The organism is Epilithonimonas sp. JDS, from assembly GCF_021261315.1.
Classification (GTDB): Bacteria; Bacteroidota; Bacteroidia; order Flavobacteriales; family Weeksellaceae; genus Epilithonimonas.
Map to the genome: position 1 here is coordinate 14,482 of NZ_JAJSAX010000006.1, position 18,649 is coordinate 33,130.

Genomic DNA, 18,649 nt, shown 5'->3' on the forward strand with positions numbered 1-18,649 from the left:
ATTAATTTTTAAAAATCGGAACATTGCTACACGCTTCCCCAAACATCAAAGATTTCACAAGCGGTTTCAGTTGTTCCACCAATTCCACGTAAGCATTGTTCGGAATCGATTCATCGCTACAACCCTTTACCAGCACACGTTTGTCTCGCAGTTCAGAGAAATCGTAGGTTTGAATCGCATTATGCATTAGCAAAACTTCCAAATCCTCACGGTTTCCAAAAACCACTTTTTTCGCAGGGTCTGTAACTTTGGACGTAATTAGAAAATAAGCCCACAACGGAATAATCACATCCTCAGAGCAATAGATGTAAACATAAGCGTCTCTATAAACCTCTGCATCGATGTTCGCAATTTTTTCGCGGAAGTCTTTTTCCTTCAAAATCATCCCTTCCCAAAGGAAATCCTTGATGTCGATTCCCAACCTTTTCCCCTTCGGATATAGGTCGGTAATATCAAAATTCACCAATCCGCTTCCTGCTACTTTATTTTTAATCTCGAAATCTTCTGTCATTTTTTTATAACTTTGAATAAACAAATTTAGTTTAAAAATTTTTAAAACTTAAAAATGATGACTACACTTGAACGCAAAAAATTAATTAAAGAAAAAATCGATATTTCGGATGAATCTGTTCTGGAAAAAATAGAAAAAATCCTTGAAGAAGATATTTATATTCTTTCTGACGAGCAGCTTCTTAGACTAAAAGAAGCAAAAGCCGAATATAATAAAGGAAAATTCACTTCACAGGAACTAGAAGCTAAAGAGATGGAAGAATGGTTTCGGGAGCAAGAGAAGTAATATGGTCTTTTCGGGCAAAAAAAGATAAAAGGGAAATCTTCAAATATTGGAATCTTCGAAATAAATCAACAATTTACAGTCGAAAATTAAATAATTTTTTCAATGAGAAAATGAAGCAGATTTCTATTAATCCTTTCCTTGGAAGAAGAACATCTGTCGAAAATGTAAGAACGGTTATCGTTCGCAATTGTTTGTTGATTTATGAAATTTTCGATGATGTCATCTTAGTTTCCGGAGTCTGGGAAGCTCATCAAAATCCTGACAGCTTAAGTCTTTAAAAATTATTTACTATTTATTAAAAACCAAAATCTAACCCTTGAAATATTACATTATTGCAGGAGAGGCTTCCGGCGATTTGCACGCTTCCAACCTGATGAAGGCCATCAGACAGAAAGACCAGAACGCAGAATTCCGTTTTTGGGGTGGCGATTTGATGCAGAAGCAAGGCGGAACTATGGTCAAACATTACCGCGACCTCGCGTTTATGGGTTTTCTGGAAGTGGTTCAAAATCTTGGGACCATTCTCAACAATATCAAAATTTGCAAAAAAGACATTCAGGAATACAAACCAGATATGTTGATTTTGGTAGATTATCCAGGATTCAATTTGAGGATTGCAAAGTTTGCCAAAGATTTGGGAATCAAAGTGGTTTATTATATTTCGCCACAACTTTGGGCTTGGAAAGAAGGTCGTGTGGAAACCATCCGGAAATATGTGGACGAAATGCTTGTCATTCTCCCATTCGAAAAGGATTTTTATAAGAAACACGGCATAGAAACACATTTCGTAGGTCATCCGTTGCTTGATGCGATTGAAGGCTTGCAACTTGTTGATATTCAAAAATTTAAATCAGAAAACAATCTTAACGAAAAAGAAATCATCGCCCTTTTGCCTGGTTCGAGGAAGCAGGAAGTCACAAAGATGCTGGAATTGATGTTGTCTGTAAGAAGTCATTTTACTGATTATCAGTTCGTAATAGCTGGTGCGCCGAGCTTGGAGAAAGATTTCTATGAGCAGTTTGTAGATGCTGATGTTCATTTTGTTTCCAACAAAACTTATGATTTGTTGAGATGTTCCAAAGGCGCTTTGGTAACGTCCGGAACTGCAACTTTGGAAACGGCTTTGCTCAATATCCCAGAAGTCGTCTGCTATCGAGGAAGCCGAATTTCCTACGAAATTGGAAAACGTCTCATCAAAAATATCAAATACATTTCGCTGGTCAATTTGATAATGGACAAAGAAGTGGTCACGGAATTGATTCAAAATGAATTGAATACGACTAACTTGGTCAAAGAACTCAATAAAATCCTCAATACAGAAAAACGCGAACAAGTTTTGAATGACTACGAGATTTTGCGTTCAAAATTAGGCGGAAGTGGCGCGAGCAATAATGCATCGGAAATCATCGTAAACTTGAAATAATGGATAAAATCGAAATACAACTTCAAAAAATAGAATTACTTTTATCCAAAATTGATGTGACAAATGAGAAAGTTTCCAAAGCTTCGGTTGGTTGGCATCTCGAACATTTGTTGTTGATTCTGAACAGCAGTCTGAAAGGTTTGACGATGACAAATCCTAAAGATTATAATCCGAAATTTAGTTTGAAGAAATTTGTCTTTCTGAATTTTGGAATGATTCCAAGAGGAAAAATACGAGCACCAAAACAATTCATTCCATTAGAAGTTCCAACTCGGGAAAGTATTTTGAAATTGATTAATCGGGCAAAAGAAAGATTGAAAGCTGTTGAAAATCTTCCAGAAAAATCATTTATTACACATCCTTTTTTAGGCGATTTTGATAGGAAAACAACATTTCGTTTTTTGTGGCTTCACAGCAATCACCATTTGAAAATTGTGGATGATATTTTGAAATAGAGTCTTTTTGTTTTAAAATTTTTCGCAAATTTTCCGAGACATTCAGATTTTTATAAATTTAATTTGTAGATTTATAAAAACACAAATCAAAGATGAACAAACAACCTTTGCTCATTTTAGTACTCTGTCTCATACTTGGAATTCTTCTCCAAGAGTATTTGATTTTGAGTAAATTAACTATTTTTGCTTTGCTGGTTTTCTCCAGTATTTCATTAATTTCAATCCTCATCAAATCTTCATTTTTCCAGAAGGCAAAATATTTCTTTCTAGGGTTTTTCTTTTTCTCAATAGGAATTTTCCTACATTTTCAAAATTCTCACAAGCCAGCAATTCCAACTTTAAAAGAAAAAGAAAATATTGTTTTTCAACTCAGCAAAAAACTGAATTCCAATGAAAAGAACAGAAGATATTTCGTTGAAATCTTAGCAATTCCTTCAAACGAAATTAAAGATTTCTCGCCAATCAAAACGGTTCTCAGTATTCCAAAAGAACAGGAACAATTGGATTTTAACCATTTTTATAATGCAGAAGTTTACATTCATCAGCCAGAAGAAATTAATAATAATTTTCAATTTGATTATAAAAAATATCTCGCAAGACAGGAGGTTTATCTGCAAGCCTACCTGCCAAATGAAATTCTAAAAACTCCAAAAACCGAAGTTTCTTTTTCTGATGAAATTCGACAAAAGCGTCTTGAGATTCTCAATAAAATCAATCAAACGCCACTTTCTCCAAAGATTCAGGAATTTTTGAAAGGTATTATTTTGTCAGACAGAACTGAGATGGACAAAGAAACGGTAAACGATTTCAATCAAACTGGTTTGGTGCATTTGTTGGCGATTTCCGGTTCGCATATGGTAATTATTTTTTGGATGACTTTGTTTGTTTTGAATCAAATTATTCCAGTCAAGTTTCGGAAGTTTTCAATAATTCTTAGTCTAGCTTTGATTTGGGCTTTTGCTATATTTATCGATTACGGAAGCTCTGTGATGCGGAGTTGTTTGATGATCTCTTGTTATTATGTAATGGTTTTGTTGCAACGGAAATCCGATTTGTTGCATTCTTTGGCGTTGTCGGCGTTCATTCTTTTAATTGTCGATTCTAATCAGTTTTTCGATGTCGGATTTCAATTGAGTTATGTCGCAGTTTTGGGAATTTGGTGGTTATCTGGACCGATTAAAAAATTATTTCGGAAACCAAGATATTGGCTGGAAGATTTCGTTTACAGCATTACAGCGATGACTTTTTCTGCGCAGATAGCGACTTTGCCATTGGCGATTTATTATTTCCATCAATTTTCGTTGGTGTCCATTTTCGCGAATTTGCTCATCATTCCACTTTCCGAAATTATCATTATCTCATCTTTGTTAAGGGTAATTGCCATCGCTTTTGGAATGAAATATCTCTTGATATTCCAGATTTTCGATGCGTTTATCATTTATGTTTTGAAAGCCATTCACTGGTTTTCCAGCTTTGAATCGTTGATGAATAATAATATTCCGTTAAATATTTTGGAAGTTGGAGCTTTACTTTTGGGAATCTATTTCCTGAAATTCTTAATCAAAGATTTCTTTAATTTGAAATATGTGCTACGCTTCAGCTTTTGTCTGTTATTACTTTGCGGATTGAGAATTGGTTTTAATTATTGTAATTTTGAGAAAGAAGAAGTTCTTGTTCATCATTTTTATAAAGAAAAAATCATCAGCATTAAAAAGAAAAGTCAAATTGTTTTCTGGCTTAAGGAAAATAAGAATGAAGAGAAAATTAAAGATTTTGTCATCAATCCTTATTTGGTTTCCAGGCGCATTTCCGATTACGATATCAAATACTATCCTGAAGATTCTGAAGCTTTTGTGTACGGAGGAAAGCAATATAATATAGAATGATTATAGTTTTTATAAATAAAGTTTTGCGGTTTTCATAAGAAATATGTATTTTTAGAAAAAACAAAATAAACTATGATGGATTTCTTTGATGGGATGAGCACTTTGCAACAATCCTTCTGGTGGGTAGCCATTATCGCTAGTCTCATTTTTCTGCTTCAACTTATTTTTACAATCATCGGGACCGACCTCAGCGATGGCTTGGGCGCCGACTTCGATGGGAATCTGGATGCCGTTCACGGGCCTTTCCAATTATTTTCTTTCCGGAATCTGATCAATTTTCTGATGGGATTTGGCTGGACTGGTGTAGCCTTTTTCCATAGCATTCAGAATCAGATGTTTTTAATTATTCTGGCAGCGCTTGTCGGGATTTTGTTTGTGGTCATCTTCTTTGTGGTCATTAAGCAAATCTTAAAATTGACCGAAGACAACACTTTTAATATCAATAAACTAATTGGCAAGACTGCCGAAGTCTATCTCAGAATTCCCGAGGCTAGATCTGGCAACGGAAAGATCCAGGTTTCTCTTAATGGAACCAATCACGAATTGTTGGCCATCACAGAAACGGGAGAGATCGCTTCTGGATCTTTGGTAAGGATTATCCGTGTGGAAGAAAAAGTACTAATTGTAGAAAAAATTTAATAACATATATGGAAATGATTAATGGAACATTTATTCTGATTTTGGTCGGTGTATTCGTATTATTTGTAACATTCTTGGCGCTGATCTCGCGCTACAAACGTTGTCCGTCTGACAAGATCTTGGTGATCTATGGTAAAACCGGCGGCAGCTCTGCCAAATGTATCCACGGTGGAGGTGCGTTTGTTTGGCCTGTGATCCAGGATTTTGCTTATCTCGATTTGAAGCCGATTTCTATCGAGGCCAATTTGACCAATGCCCTTTCCCGTCAAAACATTCGTGTGGATGTGCCTTGTAGATTTACAATCGCAATCTCTACAGAACCAGATACGATGGGAAATGCCGCAGAACGATTGTTGGGTCTTTCGCAGGAGCAGATCCAGGAACTTTCCAAAGATATCTTGTTTGGTCAGCTTCGTTTGGTCATTGCAACGATGACGATTGAAGAGATCAATACAGACAGAGATAAATTCTTGGATAATATCTCCAAAAACGTTGATACAGAACTTAAGAAAATAGGTCTTAAACTGATCAACGTCAACGTGACCGATATCAGAGATGAGTCAGGCTACATCGAGGCTTTGGGTAAAGAAGCTGCAGCGAAAGCAATCAACGAAGCGATTATTTCCGTAGCTGAGCAAACCAAAATCGGGGAAACCGGGAAAGCAATTGCCGACAGAGAAAAAGATACACAGATCGCTGAAACGCAAAGAGATCGTGATGTGAAGATCGCCATCACGCAAAAAGACAGAGAAGTAAGTATTGCTGCTGCTGGAAAAGATGAAGCCATCGGAAAAGCGGAAGCGGCAAAAGAAGCGAGGATCGCCACATCATTGGCCAACTCGATCGCGGTAAAAGGAGAGAATGAGGCGAAAATCACCATCGCCAATTCTGATGCCGAAAGAAGAGAAAAAGAAGCAGAAGCTTTAAGAATTGCGACTGCTGCTGAGAAAGTGCAATCTGCAAGATCTTTGGAAGAATCCTACGTTGCCGAGCAAAAAGCAGAAACTGCCAGAGCAGAAAGAGAACGCTCGACACAACAAGCCAACATCGTGGTTCCTGCAGAGATCGCCAAACAAAAAGCCATCATCGATGCACAGGCCGAAGCTGAGAAAATTAGACTTCAGGCCAAAGGTGAAGCTGACGCTATCTTTGCAAAAATGGAAGCGGAAGCAAAAGGTCTATATGAGATCTTGACCAAGCAAGCTGAAGGTTACGACAGGATCATCCAAGCGGCTGGCGGTGATACGAACAGCGCATTCCAGTTGTTATTAATTGAAAAACTACCTGAATTGGTGAAGACCCAAGTGGAAGCCGTGAAGAATATCAAGATTGATAAAGTAACCGTTTGGGATAGTGGCAACAATGCAGATGGTAACAATTCCACTGCGAATTTCGTTTCCGGAATGATGAAAACCGTGCCACCACTCAACGATCTTTTCAATATGGCTGGACTAAATCTTCCGAGTTATCTGAAAGGCGAAGAAGAAAAACAAGTGGTAGAAGTCAAAGAAGTGAAAACCGAAACGCCACCGAAAGCGGATGATGGCGCAGGGCATTCTTAATATTATTTAAAAACATCGCGTTTTCTTAAAATCAATATGATTACGCTTTCAAAAAAACTCCGCATCTCTTAATAAAGGTTGCGGAGTTTTTTATTAGAACAATAAAAATTGGCTGTAAAATAAATTCTTGGCTTGCATCATTTATAATCATTCTAACGATAAAAAATTCTAATTTTGATATGTGAAAAAATGGATTTCCATATTGCTGCTTTCTTTATATTTGGTTTCAACAACTGAGCTCAACCAGTTTTTGAAGCTGCCGGTGCTTATTGAGCATTACAACGAGCACCACAAGCTGAATCCGGAAATGACGATACTTACATTTTTCAAACTACATTACGATCATCCGGCAAAGGACGCTGATTACAAAACGGACATAAAGCTTCCGTTTATCATGCACTCCACAATTTCTCTTGTTTTTATCCTTGCCTCCAATTTTAATTTTGAGATGACAGCTAGTCATTACAAAGTTTTTAAGAACCATACATTTTCTGCTTTTGATGAAGATTTTTTTATCAAAGGGTATTTACATTCCATTTGGCAGCCACCGAGAAAGGCCTGATTTATGGGGTCTGATTTAGTCAAAATTTCAGAAACTAACATCGATAATTTGAGATCTGAATATTTTTAAAATATTCAGCATTAACTGGTTCTACACTTCAACTTAAACATAATGAAAACAATATTCGCAGCAGGACTCCTGGTTCTGTTATCCGTATTTGCAGCTGCGCAGACAAGATTTGAAACAGCAAAGAAAAATGCGTCCGAAAAAAATGAATTGATATTGCTCAATTTTTCCGGCTCCGACTGGTGTATTCCGTGTATCAAGCTACATAGAAATATTATCGAGACAGATATATTTAAACAATTATCGACTGATCATATTTTGGAGTATCTCAATGCAGATTTCCCAAGAAGCAAGAAAAATCAACCTGCCGCAGATGTTCAGAAAGAAAATGCAGCTTTGGCTGATCAATACAATCCGAAAGGTATTTTTCCATACACGGTTTTACTGGATTCTGGTGGCAAAATTCTGAAAACCTGGGAAGGTCTTCCATTGGAGAATGCAGTTGCTTTCACTAATGAGATCAGAAGTTTTTATCAAAAAAACTAAAGTGATGCTAAAGGAATTTCGCAACGCCCAAAAACTAATGGGGAATATCTTCGAAATCACGGTTGTTGCTGACAATGAAGCAATTGCTCTTGAGAATATTGAAGCCGCAGTTTCGGAAATCAGAAGGATCGAAAATCTGCTCACAACTTACAGCGGCAACAGTCAGACAAATTTGATTAATGAAAATGCGGGAATTCAATCCGTAGAGGTGGATGCAGAGGTATTTCAGCTGATCGAAAGGTGTCTCAGGATCAGCAATATTACCGATGGTTATTTCGATATTTCCTACGGCGGAATCGATAAATCTTTTTGGAATTTTGACCGTGAAATGAAGCAGCTTCCCAATCCTGAATTGGTAAAAGAACATCTGAAACTTATCAATTACAAAAACATTCTTTTGGATCCGGAAAATCAAACCGTTTTTTTGAAACAGAAAGGAATGCGAATCGGTTTTGGTGGGATTGGGAAGGGCTACGCTGCAGAGATGGCAAAAAAAATTCTTCAGCAAAGAGGTGTTGTTTCGGGCGTTGTAAACGCTTCGGGTGATCTCACAACCTGGGGATCGCAGGCCGACGGAAAACCTTGGACCATCGGAATTGCGGATCCGGACAATGCAGCTCTTCCTTTCTCTTATATGAGCATTACCAACACCTCTGTTGCCACTTCCGGCAATTATGAAAAGTTTGTAATGATAGCCGGGAAGAAATATTCACACACCATCAATCCAAAAACAGGAATGCCGGTTTCAGGAATCAAAAGCGTAACGATAATTTGTCCGAACGCAGAAGTTGCGGATGCAATGGCAACACCTGTCACCATTATGGGAATTGATACGGCAATCAGTCTCGTAAACCAGATCAACCATTTGGAATGTATTATTATCGATGATGATAATCATATTCATTCTTCCAAAAACATCAATTTCAAGTAATGTCCTGGAGAGTCTTTGACATTAAAAAACAAGTAAAAAAATCCAAATGAAAAATATATTAATAAAAGTGCTGATTGGCATTTCTGCCTTTCTTGGACTTTCATCAGCAAAATCCTGCTCTACCGTTAAGGAATACGAAAAAATCAAACTGAACGATTCAGAAATGATGCTAGGCAATCGGCCAATTGAAAAAACAGAACTCAGTTTCCAGTCTTACCGCGAGGGCTCATCCGGCGCCAATGCGGGCAAAGTAGGCGGTGGCTGCGGATGCAATTAGATTAATAATTACTAAAACATAGAATCAATTATTATGAAAAAAGTAATTATAAGCATCATCGCCCTTTTTGGATTCATCAATGCTAAGTCTCAGGAAAACAGCGTTGTTCCATCACCTAAAAAATTAAGTCTGGATGAGATCAATCTTGTCTCAAGCTACTACAAACAGGACGGAAACAATTCTGCGGTTACGGGCGGCATCGGTTCGGAAAAGCTCACAGATATTTCCAATGCAATAGATGTGGTCTTGGTGAACTATGACAAAAAATTAAGAAAGAATAAATATACTTTGGATGTCGGGATAGACCATTATACGTCTGCCTCGTCGGATATGATTGATCTTAAAGCCAATTCTTCGGCATCCCATGCAGACACGAGGATCTATCCTTCCTTAGGATGGAGCCGTGAGAACGAAACCAAAGGCAGTACAATAATGGCGGGCATTTCCTTTTCCGCTGAATACGATTATCAATCAATTGGAGCCAATATAGGAATTGCACAAAAAACGCCCAACAAAATGGGAGAATTCACGGCCAAGTTTCAGGCTTTTATGGATCAGGTAAAATTAATTGCTCCCGTAGAGCTTAGAACTGCAGGCGGCGAAAACAGTGGGACGAGTGGTAGAAATACCTATGCACTTTCACTGGCTTATTCTCAGATCATTAATCAGAATTTTCAATTGGAATTGATGACCGATGCTGTTCAGCAGACTGGATATTTGAGTTTGCCCTTCCACCGGGTTTATTTTACGGATGGATCTGTGCATCAGGAAGCTTTGCCGGATAAGCGATTTAAAATACCTTTAGGATTGAGAGCCAATTACTTCTTTGGAGATCAGATCATCGTGAGGGCTTATTACCGTTATTATACCGATGATTGGGGACTTAGATCCAGTACAGTCAGTCTAGAAACGCCCGTGAAGATCTCACCTTTTGTTTCGCTAAGTCCTTTTTACAGATATTATTCTCAAACTGGTGCCAAATATTTTTCACCCTACCAGCAGCATACGAGTTTCGATGATTTTTATACGAGCAATTATGACCTTTCAAAATTCAACAGCAGCTTTTATGGAGCGGGCATTCGCATCAACCCTAAAAATGGAATTTTCGGAGTAGAAAGACTCAGTATGCTGGAGCTCAGATATGGACATTACACCAAATCTATCGGGATGAAATCAGATATTATATCATTGAATCTAAGGTTCAAATAATTTTTTAAAATTTTAAAATGATGAACGATCAATTAGAAAAACATTATGTCATTCGAGTAGGCTGGCTTCGGGCTTCGGTTTTGGGAGCTAATGACGGTTTGCTGTCCACCACCAGTATCGTAATCGGTGTAGCGGCTGCAGACCCAAGCCGCAATGCGATTATTCTGGCAGCACTTGCCGGGATGATTGCCGGCGCAATGTCTATGGCTGCGGGAGAATACGTGTCCGTCAGCTCACAGGCTGATACGGAAACCTCAGATCTGGAGCGGGAAAAAAGGGAACTTGCGGAAATACCGGAAATTGAACTGCAGGAACTTGCCAAGATCTATGAAAAAAGAGGTGTAAGCAAAGAAACTGCTTTGCAGGTTGCAACAGAACTCACTGCGCACGATGCTTTGGCAGCGCACGCTCACGACGAGCTGGGCATCAACGAGATCACTCAGGCAAAACCGTTTCTGGCATCTGTAGCATCATTTTTTTCTTTTTTGGCTGGCGCATTGCTGCCGATGATTTTGGCAATAGTGGCTCCGGAAAAAGAAATGGTGTATTATCAATATGGATTTTCAATTATATTCCTGATGATTTTGGGCGCTATCTCTGCAAAAATTGGAGGTTCCAGTATCAAAAACTCTGTCTTGAGAATCTGTTTCTGGGGTACTGTCGCAATGGTTATCACAGCTTTGGTAGGCCATTTCTTTGGATCAGTCAATTAAGAAAAATTGGATAATTGTCAATTATTAAAAGCTTTGAATTTTAATTTAATTAATAAATCTCATCGCCGGACTTCAAAAGAGTTAAAATCCTGAATTTCTAATTCAGGATTTTGCTTTTTATTTCACTATCGGCGCTACTTTCTCTCCGAATAATTCTATCGATTTCATCATTACATCGTGCGCAGGATCACCCACATCCATATGTCCGATGAATCTGGTTAGTCCAAATAATTCTTTCATTTCAGAGATCTTATCTGCGACTTCATTTGCGCTTCCAATGAAAAGAGCACCGTCTTTGCTTCGGCCGCCTTCGTATTGGTCTTTTGTATAAGGCGCCCATCCGCGGCTTCTTCCAATCCTGTCCATCTGAGATTTGTAATTGAAAAAATATTGATCGATATCCTTTTGGTCATCACTTACGAAAGTGTGGGAATGGATGGCGATCTGCATTTTGCTCTCGTCGTGTCCGGCTCTCAAATATTCCTGTTTGTAAAAGTCGATGAGGTTTTTGAACTGTCTTGGCATTCCGCCGATGATGGCAACAATTAATGGTAATCCTAGTTTTGCAGCTCTCAAGACAGATTCCGGTGTTCCACCAACGGCAATCCAAATTGGTAATTTGCCTCCGTTGTAAGCTCTTGGATAAACGGTTTGATTTTGCATAGGCGAGCGTAATTTTCCGCTCCAGCTCACATTTTCCTCATTGTTTATTTTTAATAATAAATCAAGTTTCTCTTCAAAAAGCTGATTGTAATCCGAAAGATCATAGCCGTACAATGGGAAAGACTCAATGAAGCTTCCTCTTCCAACAAAGATTTCTGCACGTCCTTTTGAGATCAAATCGATCATTGAAAAATCTTCATAAACTTTCACAGGTTCTGATGAACTCAAAACGGTGACGCCGCTTGCCAGTTTGATATTGCTGGTAATGCTTGCCGCAGCTGCCAAAAGAATCTCTGGTGACGAAACGGCATAATCTTCACGATGGTGTTCGCCCATTGCAAAAACGTCCAGTCCAACCTGATCCATCAGTTTTGCCTGCTCCAGGATTTCGTTTAGTTTTACGCTGGCATCTCTATATTTTCCGGTTTTTGTATCCAATGCAACATCACCGAACATTCCTATTCCTAATTCCATAATAGTCTCATTTTTTGATAGAACAAATTTACGGTTTCAACTTTTCATTGGCATTGATGTAAGATAATTACGATTCTCTTTTATTAGTCTAAAAGAAAAGCCCCAGAAGAATCTGAGGCTTAACCAAAAAATTTAAAAGAAGAAAAAAGATTTATTTTACAATCACTCTTTTCACATCGCCATCCGAAGTTTTTACAAGATAGACGCCTGTAGAAAGTTTTGAAGTATCAATGGTTAAAGCATTGTTTTCTTTGCCCAATAATTTTCCTGACATATCGTACAATTCGTAATCCTTAGTTTTATTGAAATAAAGAGTATTGCCTTTGTTAACAGGATTTGGGAAGATGTTGAATGTTGCTTTCTCGGATTTCACGTCGCCTGCCGCAAGTGTTTGAGAAAGAACCACTTCGTACATCGATAACGTTCCGCTGATTTCATTGGCAACGATCACGTAACCTTTTCCTGTTGCAGAGTTTTCAGGAGCAATGTAAGTGATACCTTCCGGACCATTGTCGCCACCGTAAGCCGTCGTCATTCTGGAATGTTTGTAATCTGTGAACGTGACATTATCCGGGTCTGTCACGTTATAAACCATTACGCCGCCAGTTCTTTCTAAAGTAATAAAGGCAAAAGTATTTCCATTGATATTTCCCAGCGTTATACCTTCAGGTTCCGGTCCTTTTGCACGACTCCTTACTTTTGCGCCGTTTGCTTCATTATCTGCATTGAAGATCAAAGGATGATTGGCAGCAACGTGTCTTTCGAACTGGTCGCCGCTGTCGTAAACGATTGCTTTTGTATCGGCATTGAAGATCGAGAATGATCTTGCGCCCAATGCGTGGATTTCTTCAAATTGTGCGTCCCCGTCTGTGTTTCCGTTCACATTCGTTACCCGTAATCTTCCTAAGTTATGAGATGCTTTCAAAACTGAGGCATTTGGGAAAACTGTTGAATCTAACGCGTAGCCGTTTGCACCAACCGTAGTTCTCTCGCTGAAACCTCCAAGGTCTTTCTCATCGCCTTCGTTTGCAGTTACAATATAATTTGTATTTCCGACTTTAAAATAAGCCATTGCATCAGGATTGTAATAAGCTTTTACCGGCCAGTTTGCGATTAATATTTCACCATTGTTATCAGAAGCGTCGAAACCATTTCCTGGAAGGCTCATATCTTTTTGACCCAATCCCCAAATGTTTCCTAAAGTTTTCGTTGCCAAATTAACCTCGATTACGGCATTGTTTTCCTGACAAGAAATCCAGGCTTTCTGGCTGTCTGCGCTGATGGCGATATATTCAGGTTCAAGATCCTGAGCCAAAGTGCTGGTAGATTTTACTTTTCTCACGCCGGATGCTGCCAATGCTGCTTCCTGACCGTTAAAGCCTGTAAAAGAAAGTGTCGTCACATTAGATTGAAGAAGATTCGAAACGCCTCCGGTGATATCAATAATGCTGATCGAGCCTTCCGGATCTACGGTGTAAGCATCATTCGGTTCGCCTTCGTTGGCAGTCATCACTTTTGTTCCGTCTGGTGTGAACGTGATCATATCCGGCAGCACGCCTACAGTGACTTGCTTAATGAAATTCCCATCAATATCAAAGAAAACAACAGAACCGTTTTGTTGCGCATTAGTTCCGTTTGGCGAAGCTACCGCAATGATTCCGTTTTTCACAGCCACACTTGTGATGCCTCCGTAAGGCAGCATATTCACAGTTTTGATGATGCTCGGACTTGTGGGATTGCTGAAGTCAATAATATCAAAAACATCTGTCAGAGAACTGATCGTAAAAAGTCTTTGAGTCGCAGGATCGTGAACTACGATTTCTGTAGAACTGTTGTTATTTCCTGAAGGATCAAAGAAACCCAAATAATTCAGTTCAATCTGTTTTGATGCAACCGGAGCCTGTTTGTCATTATCAACAATATAAATGGTGGACAAAGCTTCGCCGGAAATAGTGGCGCCAACCGGATTTTCAAGACCCAAAACAAAATATTCTGCCTGCTGCTCTTCCAAAGTATCATCAATAATTGGAATGTTGATGGTAACACTTGTAGTGGACGGCGTAATATTAATTGTCTGATTTGATAAAGTAAAATCACTGCTGTTTGCTGTACTGAAAGGCGCTGGTTTCACTACCAGATTTACGGTTGCAGTCGAAGGATTTGTTACATTAATTTTAAATGCTAATGTTCCCGCATTCTCATTAACCTTAATAAAAGTTTTATCTAAAGAAATACTTGTTCCGGCAGTTGTAAAAGTGGATGAGGTTGCGGAAGTCACTGCATTATCACTTGCATCTTCAACGGTATTCGGTTTTAAGGCTAAATAATAAGTTTGATTCGGAACTAAGCCAGCCGTTGGAATTACCGTGATTTTATTATCAGCAAATGTTGTTGTGGAAGGGATTGCAGTTCCTGTAGCGTTACTTAGTCTTAATTCTACCAAATTCTGAGCATTTGCATCAGTAATGGCAGAATTGTCTATCAATCTTACATTTTCATTAAAAGTGATGGTCGGATTTGATGTGGTGGAAGCGTTTGCGATGTTGTTGGCCGGAGAGTAAGTCACTGTTGGTGCCGTTGTATCTGCATTTCCTATAGCGTCTGCATCTACTGTGAAATTATCGAATCGGTTGTTCCCGACTGTTCCGCCTGCGCCGGCAGAAAACTCGACTTTAAGCTTGAAATTTGGATTGTTGGAAACATTTGCAATCGCTGAAAAATCCAGTGTGACCAGCTTTGGATCTCCGTCTGGAGGCAAAACCAAACCGTCTGCATCATTGTCTGCAGTGTAATCGTAAGGCAGAAAAGTAGCGCCGTCCAAGGAGTAATACCACTTTTGCTTTCCTGCACCAGATCCGGATCTTCTGGTTGTAAATTTAACTACGACATTATTATAGCCTGTTGTCGGAATATTAAACTGAAGATTCCCATTAATAGGATTGTTGTATCTCAAATGTGTTCCTGCCGCATCGTTATTTCTTGAATTTAATGTACTAAAACCATTTCCTGTCGCACTCGCAATATTGATAAATGTGCTTGGGTCAGCTGTTCCGTTTTGTACGGCTGCAATTGTTCCGTTTTGTAATGTGGCAAAATCGGACGGTTTGATAATGTTCTCAACAGAAGAAGCATTGTTGAAATTCCAGTAATGGATTAAAGTTTGTCCCGAAGCAAAGCCGTGAAATAGCGCAGCAATCGGCAAAAGACCTCTGAAAAGGTATTTGTTTTTCATTTTTACTTTTATTTTAGATTGGCGTAAAGATGAAAAATATTACAGGCTCGGAACTTTAAATGAACTTTAATTATTATTTAAGAAAGCTTGTAATAATGGTAGTTTTCAGAGTGTTTTTATGCGAAATTTAATCAACAGTTATCATTAAGATAATTGACTTCGGGCGAAAAGTTATGCATCTTGCAAGTCCTTATTTTCCTTCGGTTACTTTTGTATAAATGCTGTGAACCAAACCATCTGCTACAGAGATCTTTGGAACATAGATATGTTTGATGTCTGCCCAGGTCATCACATTGTTGAAGATTGTCAAAGCAGGAACGATAACATCTGCGCGGTCTTCCCGGATTTGATAGTTGTGCATTCTTTCTTCTACAGAAAGTTTTTCCATTTCTTTCAGATATTTTTTGATGATGGAAACAGGCATTGGTTTGCCGTCTTTGGTTTTGCTCATCGAGAAAATCTTATTGATGTTCCCGCCGGATCCAATGGCGACTATCGTTTTTTTACTTTTGATTTTATCTTTGATTTCGTCTTTCATATCGTCCCAGATGGTTGGCGTTACCAATCCGTTCAATAGACGAATCGTTCCGATGTTGAAAGAATGCTCATATTGCATCTCGTTATTCTCGTAGAAAGTAAGTTCTGTAGATCCACCGCCAACATCTACATACAGGTAAGCGAAATCTTTGTCAAGGCCTTCCGCAACGTGATTTTCGTAGATCAAAGTGGCTTCTTCATCGCCGGTAATGATTTCGATATTAATGTCAGATTGCTCTTTTACAATGTCGATGATTTCCTGTCCGTTTTTTGCATCTCGCATCGCACTGGTTGCGCAGGCACGGTAATGTTCCACTTTGTAGATTTCCATCAGCTCACGGAAAATAGTCATTGTTTTGATGACCATCTGTTTTCTTTCTGCACCAATTTCGCCTTTGCTGAAGACGTCAAAACCCAATCTGAGCGGGATTCTGAGAAGATTCAGTTTTGTGAATTCTGCTTTGCCGTTGGTTTCTTTTACTTCATTAATGAGCAGTCGGGCGGCATTACTTCCTATGTCTATAGCGGCGATTATCATTTCTGGAACTTAATTAAAGATTAAATTTAAACTAAATTTTTAGTATTTCTGATTTTTGAGGTAATTATAAGTTTCAATCTGTGATCTTTTCGGAATCGTACTGTCACTTTCTACATATTCGTTTCTCATATTTTTATCCAGAATTCTTGATTTCACGTTATCAGAAAGCTGAAGATCCAAAAGTGTTTTCAGTTCTTTCTTCAGATTTTTCTGTAGAATTGGTGTTGCGGCTTCTATTCTGTAGTCCAGATTTCTGGTCATCCAGTCGGCGGAAGAGATGTACATATTTTCCGCACCTTTATTGTAGAAATACATCACTCTCGCATGTTCCAGATATTCGTCAACAATACTGATGGCGTAGATTTTCTTCTTGAATTCTTTTTGATTGATGGCGCAGTAGATTCCACGCACAATCATTTTGACTGTAACTCCGGCCTGCGCGGCTTCATAAAGTTTTTTGATCAGCGTTCTGTCACTCAGAGAATTCACCTTAATGATCATTTCAGCTTTTCTTCCTGCCTTGGCTTCATCAATTTCTTTGTCAATATGGGCAATGATTTTTTCTCTCATAAATTCCGGGCAGACCATCAGACTTTTGCAGCTTCTGAGAGTAATTGTTGGGTCAAATTTCGGTTTGTTGAGTGCCGCAAATATTTTATTAATATCTGCCATTATTGCTCTGTTGGAAGTCATTACGAGATGATCACCATAGATTTTGGCAGTCTTCTCATTGAAGTTTCCGGTGCTCACAAAACCATATTGAATTGTCTTGTTGTTCACCCTTTTTTTGATGACGCACAATTTGGCGTGCACTTTTCTGTTGTGTATGCCAAGTAGTACTTTCACGCCTTCCATCTCCAGTTTGTCCTTCCACATCAGATTGGATTCTTCATCAAATCTTGCGCGGAGTTCTAGCATCACTGTCACTTCTTTTCCGTTTCTCACCGCATTAATCAGTGCATTTACAATTTTTGAGCTGGATGCCAATCTGTAAGCTGTAATTTGAATTGATTTCACATCAGGATCCATCGCGGCTTCTCTCAAAAGATCAATTACAGAGTCATAAGAATGATATGGGAAAGTCAGAAGCACATCTTTTTTGATGATCACATCTGTCACGCGCTGTTTGTTTGCAAATTCCGGATGCATAAAAGATGTACGCTCCACAGGTTTGTGGTACGCCTTGAAAACATCAGGGAAATCCATAAAATGTCTGAAGTTGTGGATCTTCTGTCCCGGGATGATACTGTCCTTTTTCGTAAGATTAAGTTTTTTAATAAGGAACTCCAGCAGAGCTTTATCCATTTCCTTATCGAAGACAAAACGGGTTGGTTTCCCTTTCCGTCGGCTTTTGATACCTTTTTCTATTTTGTCCGCGAGCGTCGTTTTAATATCATTATCCAGATCAAATTCTGCATCCTTTGTCACTTTGAAACAATGTGCGGTGAACTCATCATAACCGAAATAAGAAAAAATGTGCGGCAGATTGTGGATAATGACATCTTCCAAAAGCATTACATCTTTCTGTTCCGGAGCTTCTGTCGGCAGCAGGACAAATCTTCCGTTGGCTGTCACGGGAAGTTCAATAATGGCATACTGACTTTCGTACTGCCATTCTTTTCTCCGCATTGCGATGCCGATAAAAAGACTTTTTTCCCGGAGATACGGCATTGGTTTGTTGTCGTGCAGAAGAACGGGGATCACATTGGATTCCACTTCCTCATCAAAATATTTGACTACAAATTCTTTTTGGGCAGCAGTAAGGTGTTTATGATCTTTAATGAAAACCTTTTCCTTCGCCATTTCGCGCTGAACATCCTTCCAGGTTTTGTCAAAATCTTCCTGCTGCTGGATGACAAGCTTGTTTATTTTTTGTAAAATTTTGGAAGGTGCGTCATAAAAAGACTCTGCCAAAACCTTTTGTTTGAAATCCATCGCCCGTTTCAAACCGGCAACTCTCACACGGAAAAACTCATCAAGGTTATTGGAAAAAATACCTAAAAATCGGATTCTAAGATGAATAGGAACACTTTTGTCCATCGCTTCCTGGAGAACTCTCGCGTTGAAGCCGAGCCAGGTGACGTCGCGCGGATTAAATTCTTGTGGCATTACTGAAGTTTTGATATTCTCAAAAGTAATAAAATTCATTGGATAAGTTTGGGTTCGCAAACTACAATCTTATAGACTTAATGAATGTTTA

Annotated in this window: 18 protein-coding genes; 13 read left to right on the top strand and 5 right to left on the bottom strand. The window is 38.7% G+C overall.

The genetic code is table 11. From position 1 onward, the window contains the following. Position 1: 1 nt before the first annotated feature. Positions 2–511, bottom strand: a complete 510-nt coding sequence (locus LUD75_RS15030) for a DUF2480 family protein (protein WP_232706654.1) — start codon at positions 509–511, stop codon at positions 2–4. Positions 512–565: 54 nt separating this feature from the next. Between LUD75_RS15030 and LUD75_RS15035 the strand changes: the two genes are divergently transcribed. From LUD75_RS15035 to LUD75_RS15095, 13 genes are all read left to right on the top strand, one after another. Beyond that, entirely contained in the window at positions 566–796 is a 231-nt protein-coding gene (locus LUD75_RS15035; protein ID WP_232706655.1) for a hypothetical protein, read from the top strand. Beyond that, on the top strand, positions 772–1,074 hold the full coding sequence (locus LUD75_RS15040) for a type II toxin-antitoxin system RelE/ParE family toxin (protein ID WP_232706656.1): 303 nt from the start codon (positions 772–774) through the stop codon (positions 1,072–1,074). The genes LUD75_RS15035 and LUD75_RS15040 overlap by 25 nt, the downstream gene beginning before the upstream one ends. Before the next feature lie 38 nt (positions 1,075–1,112). Next, a complete protein-coding gene (gene lpxB, locus LUD75_RS15045; RefSeq protein ID WP_232706657.1) occupies positions 1,113–2,219 on the top strand; it encodes a lipid-A-disaccharide synthase in 1,107 nt (368 codons plus the stop codon). Then, positions 2,219–2,674 carry a DUF1569 domain-containing protein gene (locus LUD75_RS15050; protein ID WP_232706658.1) on the top strand — a complete coding sequence of 152 codons (456 nt, stop codon included), beginning with the start codon at positions 2,219–2,221 and terminating at the stop codon, positions 2,672–2,674. The genes lpxB and LUD75_RS15050 overlap by 1 nt, the downstream gene beginning before the upstream one ends. A gap of 164 nt (positions 2,675–2,838) precedes the next feature. Beyond that, on the top strand, positions 2,839–4,560 hold the full coding sequence (locus tag LUD75_RS15055; RefSeq protein WP_232706659.1) for a ComEC/Rec2 family competence protein: 1,722 nt from the start codon (positions 2,839–2,841) through the stop codon (positions 4,558–4,560). 72 nt (positions 4,561–4,632) lie between these two features. Continuing rightward, complete coding sequence (locus LUD75_RS15060) at positions 4,633–5,199, top strand: NfeD family protein (protein ID WP_232706660.1); 567 nt, start codon at positions 4,633–4,635, stop codon at positions 5,197–5,199. A gap of 8 nt (positions 5,200–5,207) precedes the next feature. Beyond that, the gene (locus LUD75_RS15065) at positions 5,208–6,761 is read left to right on the top strand and encodes a flotillin family protein (protein WP_232706661.1); all 1,554 of its coding nucleotides are present in this window, start codon (positions 5,208–5,210) and stop codon (positions 6,759–6,761) included. 181 nt (positions 6,762–6,942) lie between these two features. Further along, a complete protein-coding gene (locus LUD75_RS15070; protein ID WP_232706662.1) occupies positions 6,943–7,323 on the top strand; it encodes a hypothetical protein in 381 nt (126 codons plus the stop codon). Between the two features lie 111 nt (positions 7,324–7,434). Next, positions 7,435–7,875: a thioredoxin family protein gene (locus LUD75_RS15075; protein ID WP_232706663.1), complete on the top strand. Its 441-nt coding sequence runs from the start codon at positions 7,435–7,437 to the stop codon at positions 7,873–7,875. A 4-nt stretch (positions 7,876–7,879) separates the two neighbouring features. After that, complete coding sequence (locus LUD75_RS15080; protein WP_232706664.1) at positions 7,880–8,806, top strand: FAD:protein FMN transferase; 927 nt, start codon at positions 7,880–7,882, stop codon at positions 8,804–8,806. Positions 8,807–8,852: 46 nt separating this feature from the next. Beyond that, positions 8,853–9,083, top strand: a complete 231-nt coding sequence (locus tag LUD75_RS15085; protein ID WP_232706665.1) for a DUF4266 domain-containing protein — start codon at positions 8,853–8,855, stop codon at positions 9,081–9,083. 33 nt (positions 9,084–9,116) lie between these two features. Further along, positions 9,117–10,292 (top strand): DUF3570 domain-containing protein, encoded by a 1,176-nt coding sequence (locus LUD75_RS15090; protein ID WP_232706666.1) that lies wholly within the window; start codon positions 9,117–9,119, stop codon positions 10,290–10,292. A gap of 17 nt (positions 10,293–10,309) precedes the next feature. Continuing rightward, entirely contained in the window at positions 10,310–11,005 is a 696-nt protein-coding gene (locus LUD75_RS15095) for a VIT family protein (protein WP_232706667.1), read from the top strand. 117 nt (positions 11,006–11,122) lie between these two features. Here the strand turns inward: LUD75_RS15095 and LUD75_RS15100 are convergent, their stop codons facing one another. From LUD75_RS15100 to ppk1, 4 genes are all read right to left on the bottom strand, one after another. Then, a complete protein-coding gene (locus LUD75_RS15100; RefSeq protein ID WP_232706668.1) occupies positions 11,123–12,142 on the bottom strand; it encodes an LLM class flavin-dependent oxidoreductase in 1,020 nt (339 codons plus the stop codon). Positions 12,143–12,293: 151 nt separating this feature from the next. After that, on the bottom strand, positions 12,294–15,374 hold the full coding sequence (locus tag LUD75_RS15105; protein WP_232706669.1) for a choice-of-anchor I family protein: 3,081 nt from the start codon (positions 15,372–15,374) through the stop codon (positions 12,294–12,296). A 190-nt stretch (positions 15,375–15,564) separates the two neighbouring features. Beyond that, positions 15,565–16,449, bottom strand: coding sequence for an exopolyphosphatase (locus tag LUD75_RS15110; protein WP_232706670.1), 885 nt, complete (start codon positions 16,447–16,449; stop codon positions 15,565–15,567). 39 nt (positions 16,450–16,488) lie between these two features. Next, a complete protein-coding gene (gene ppk1 / locus LUD75_RS15115; protein ID WP_232706844.1) occupies positions 16,489–18,558 on the bottom strand; it encodes a polyphosphate kinase 1 in 2,070 nt (689 codons plus the stop codon). Positions 18,559–18,649 lie beyond the last annotated feature (91 nt).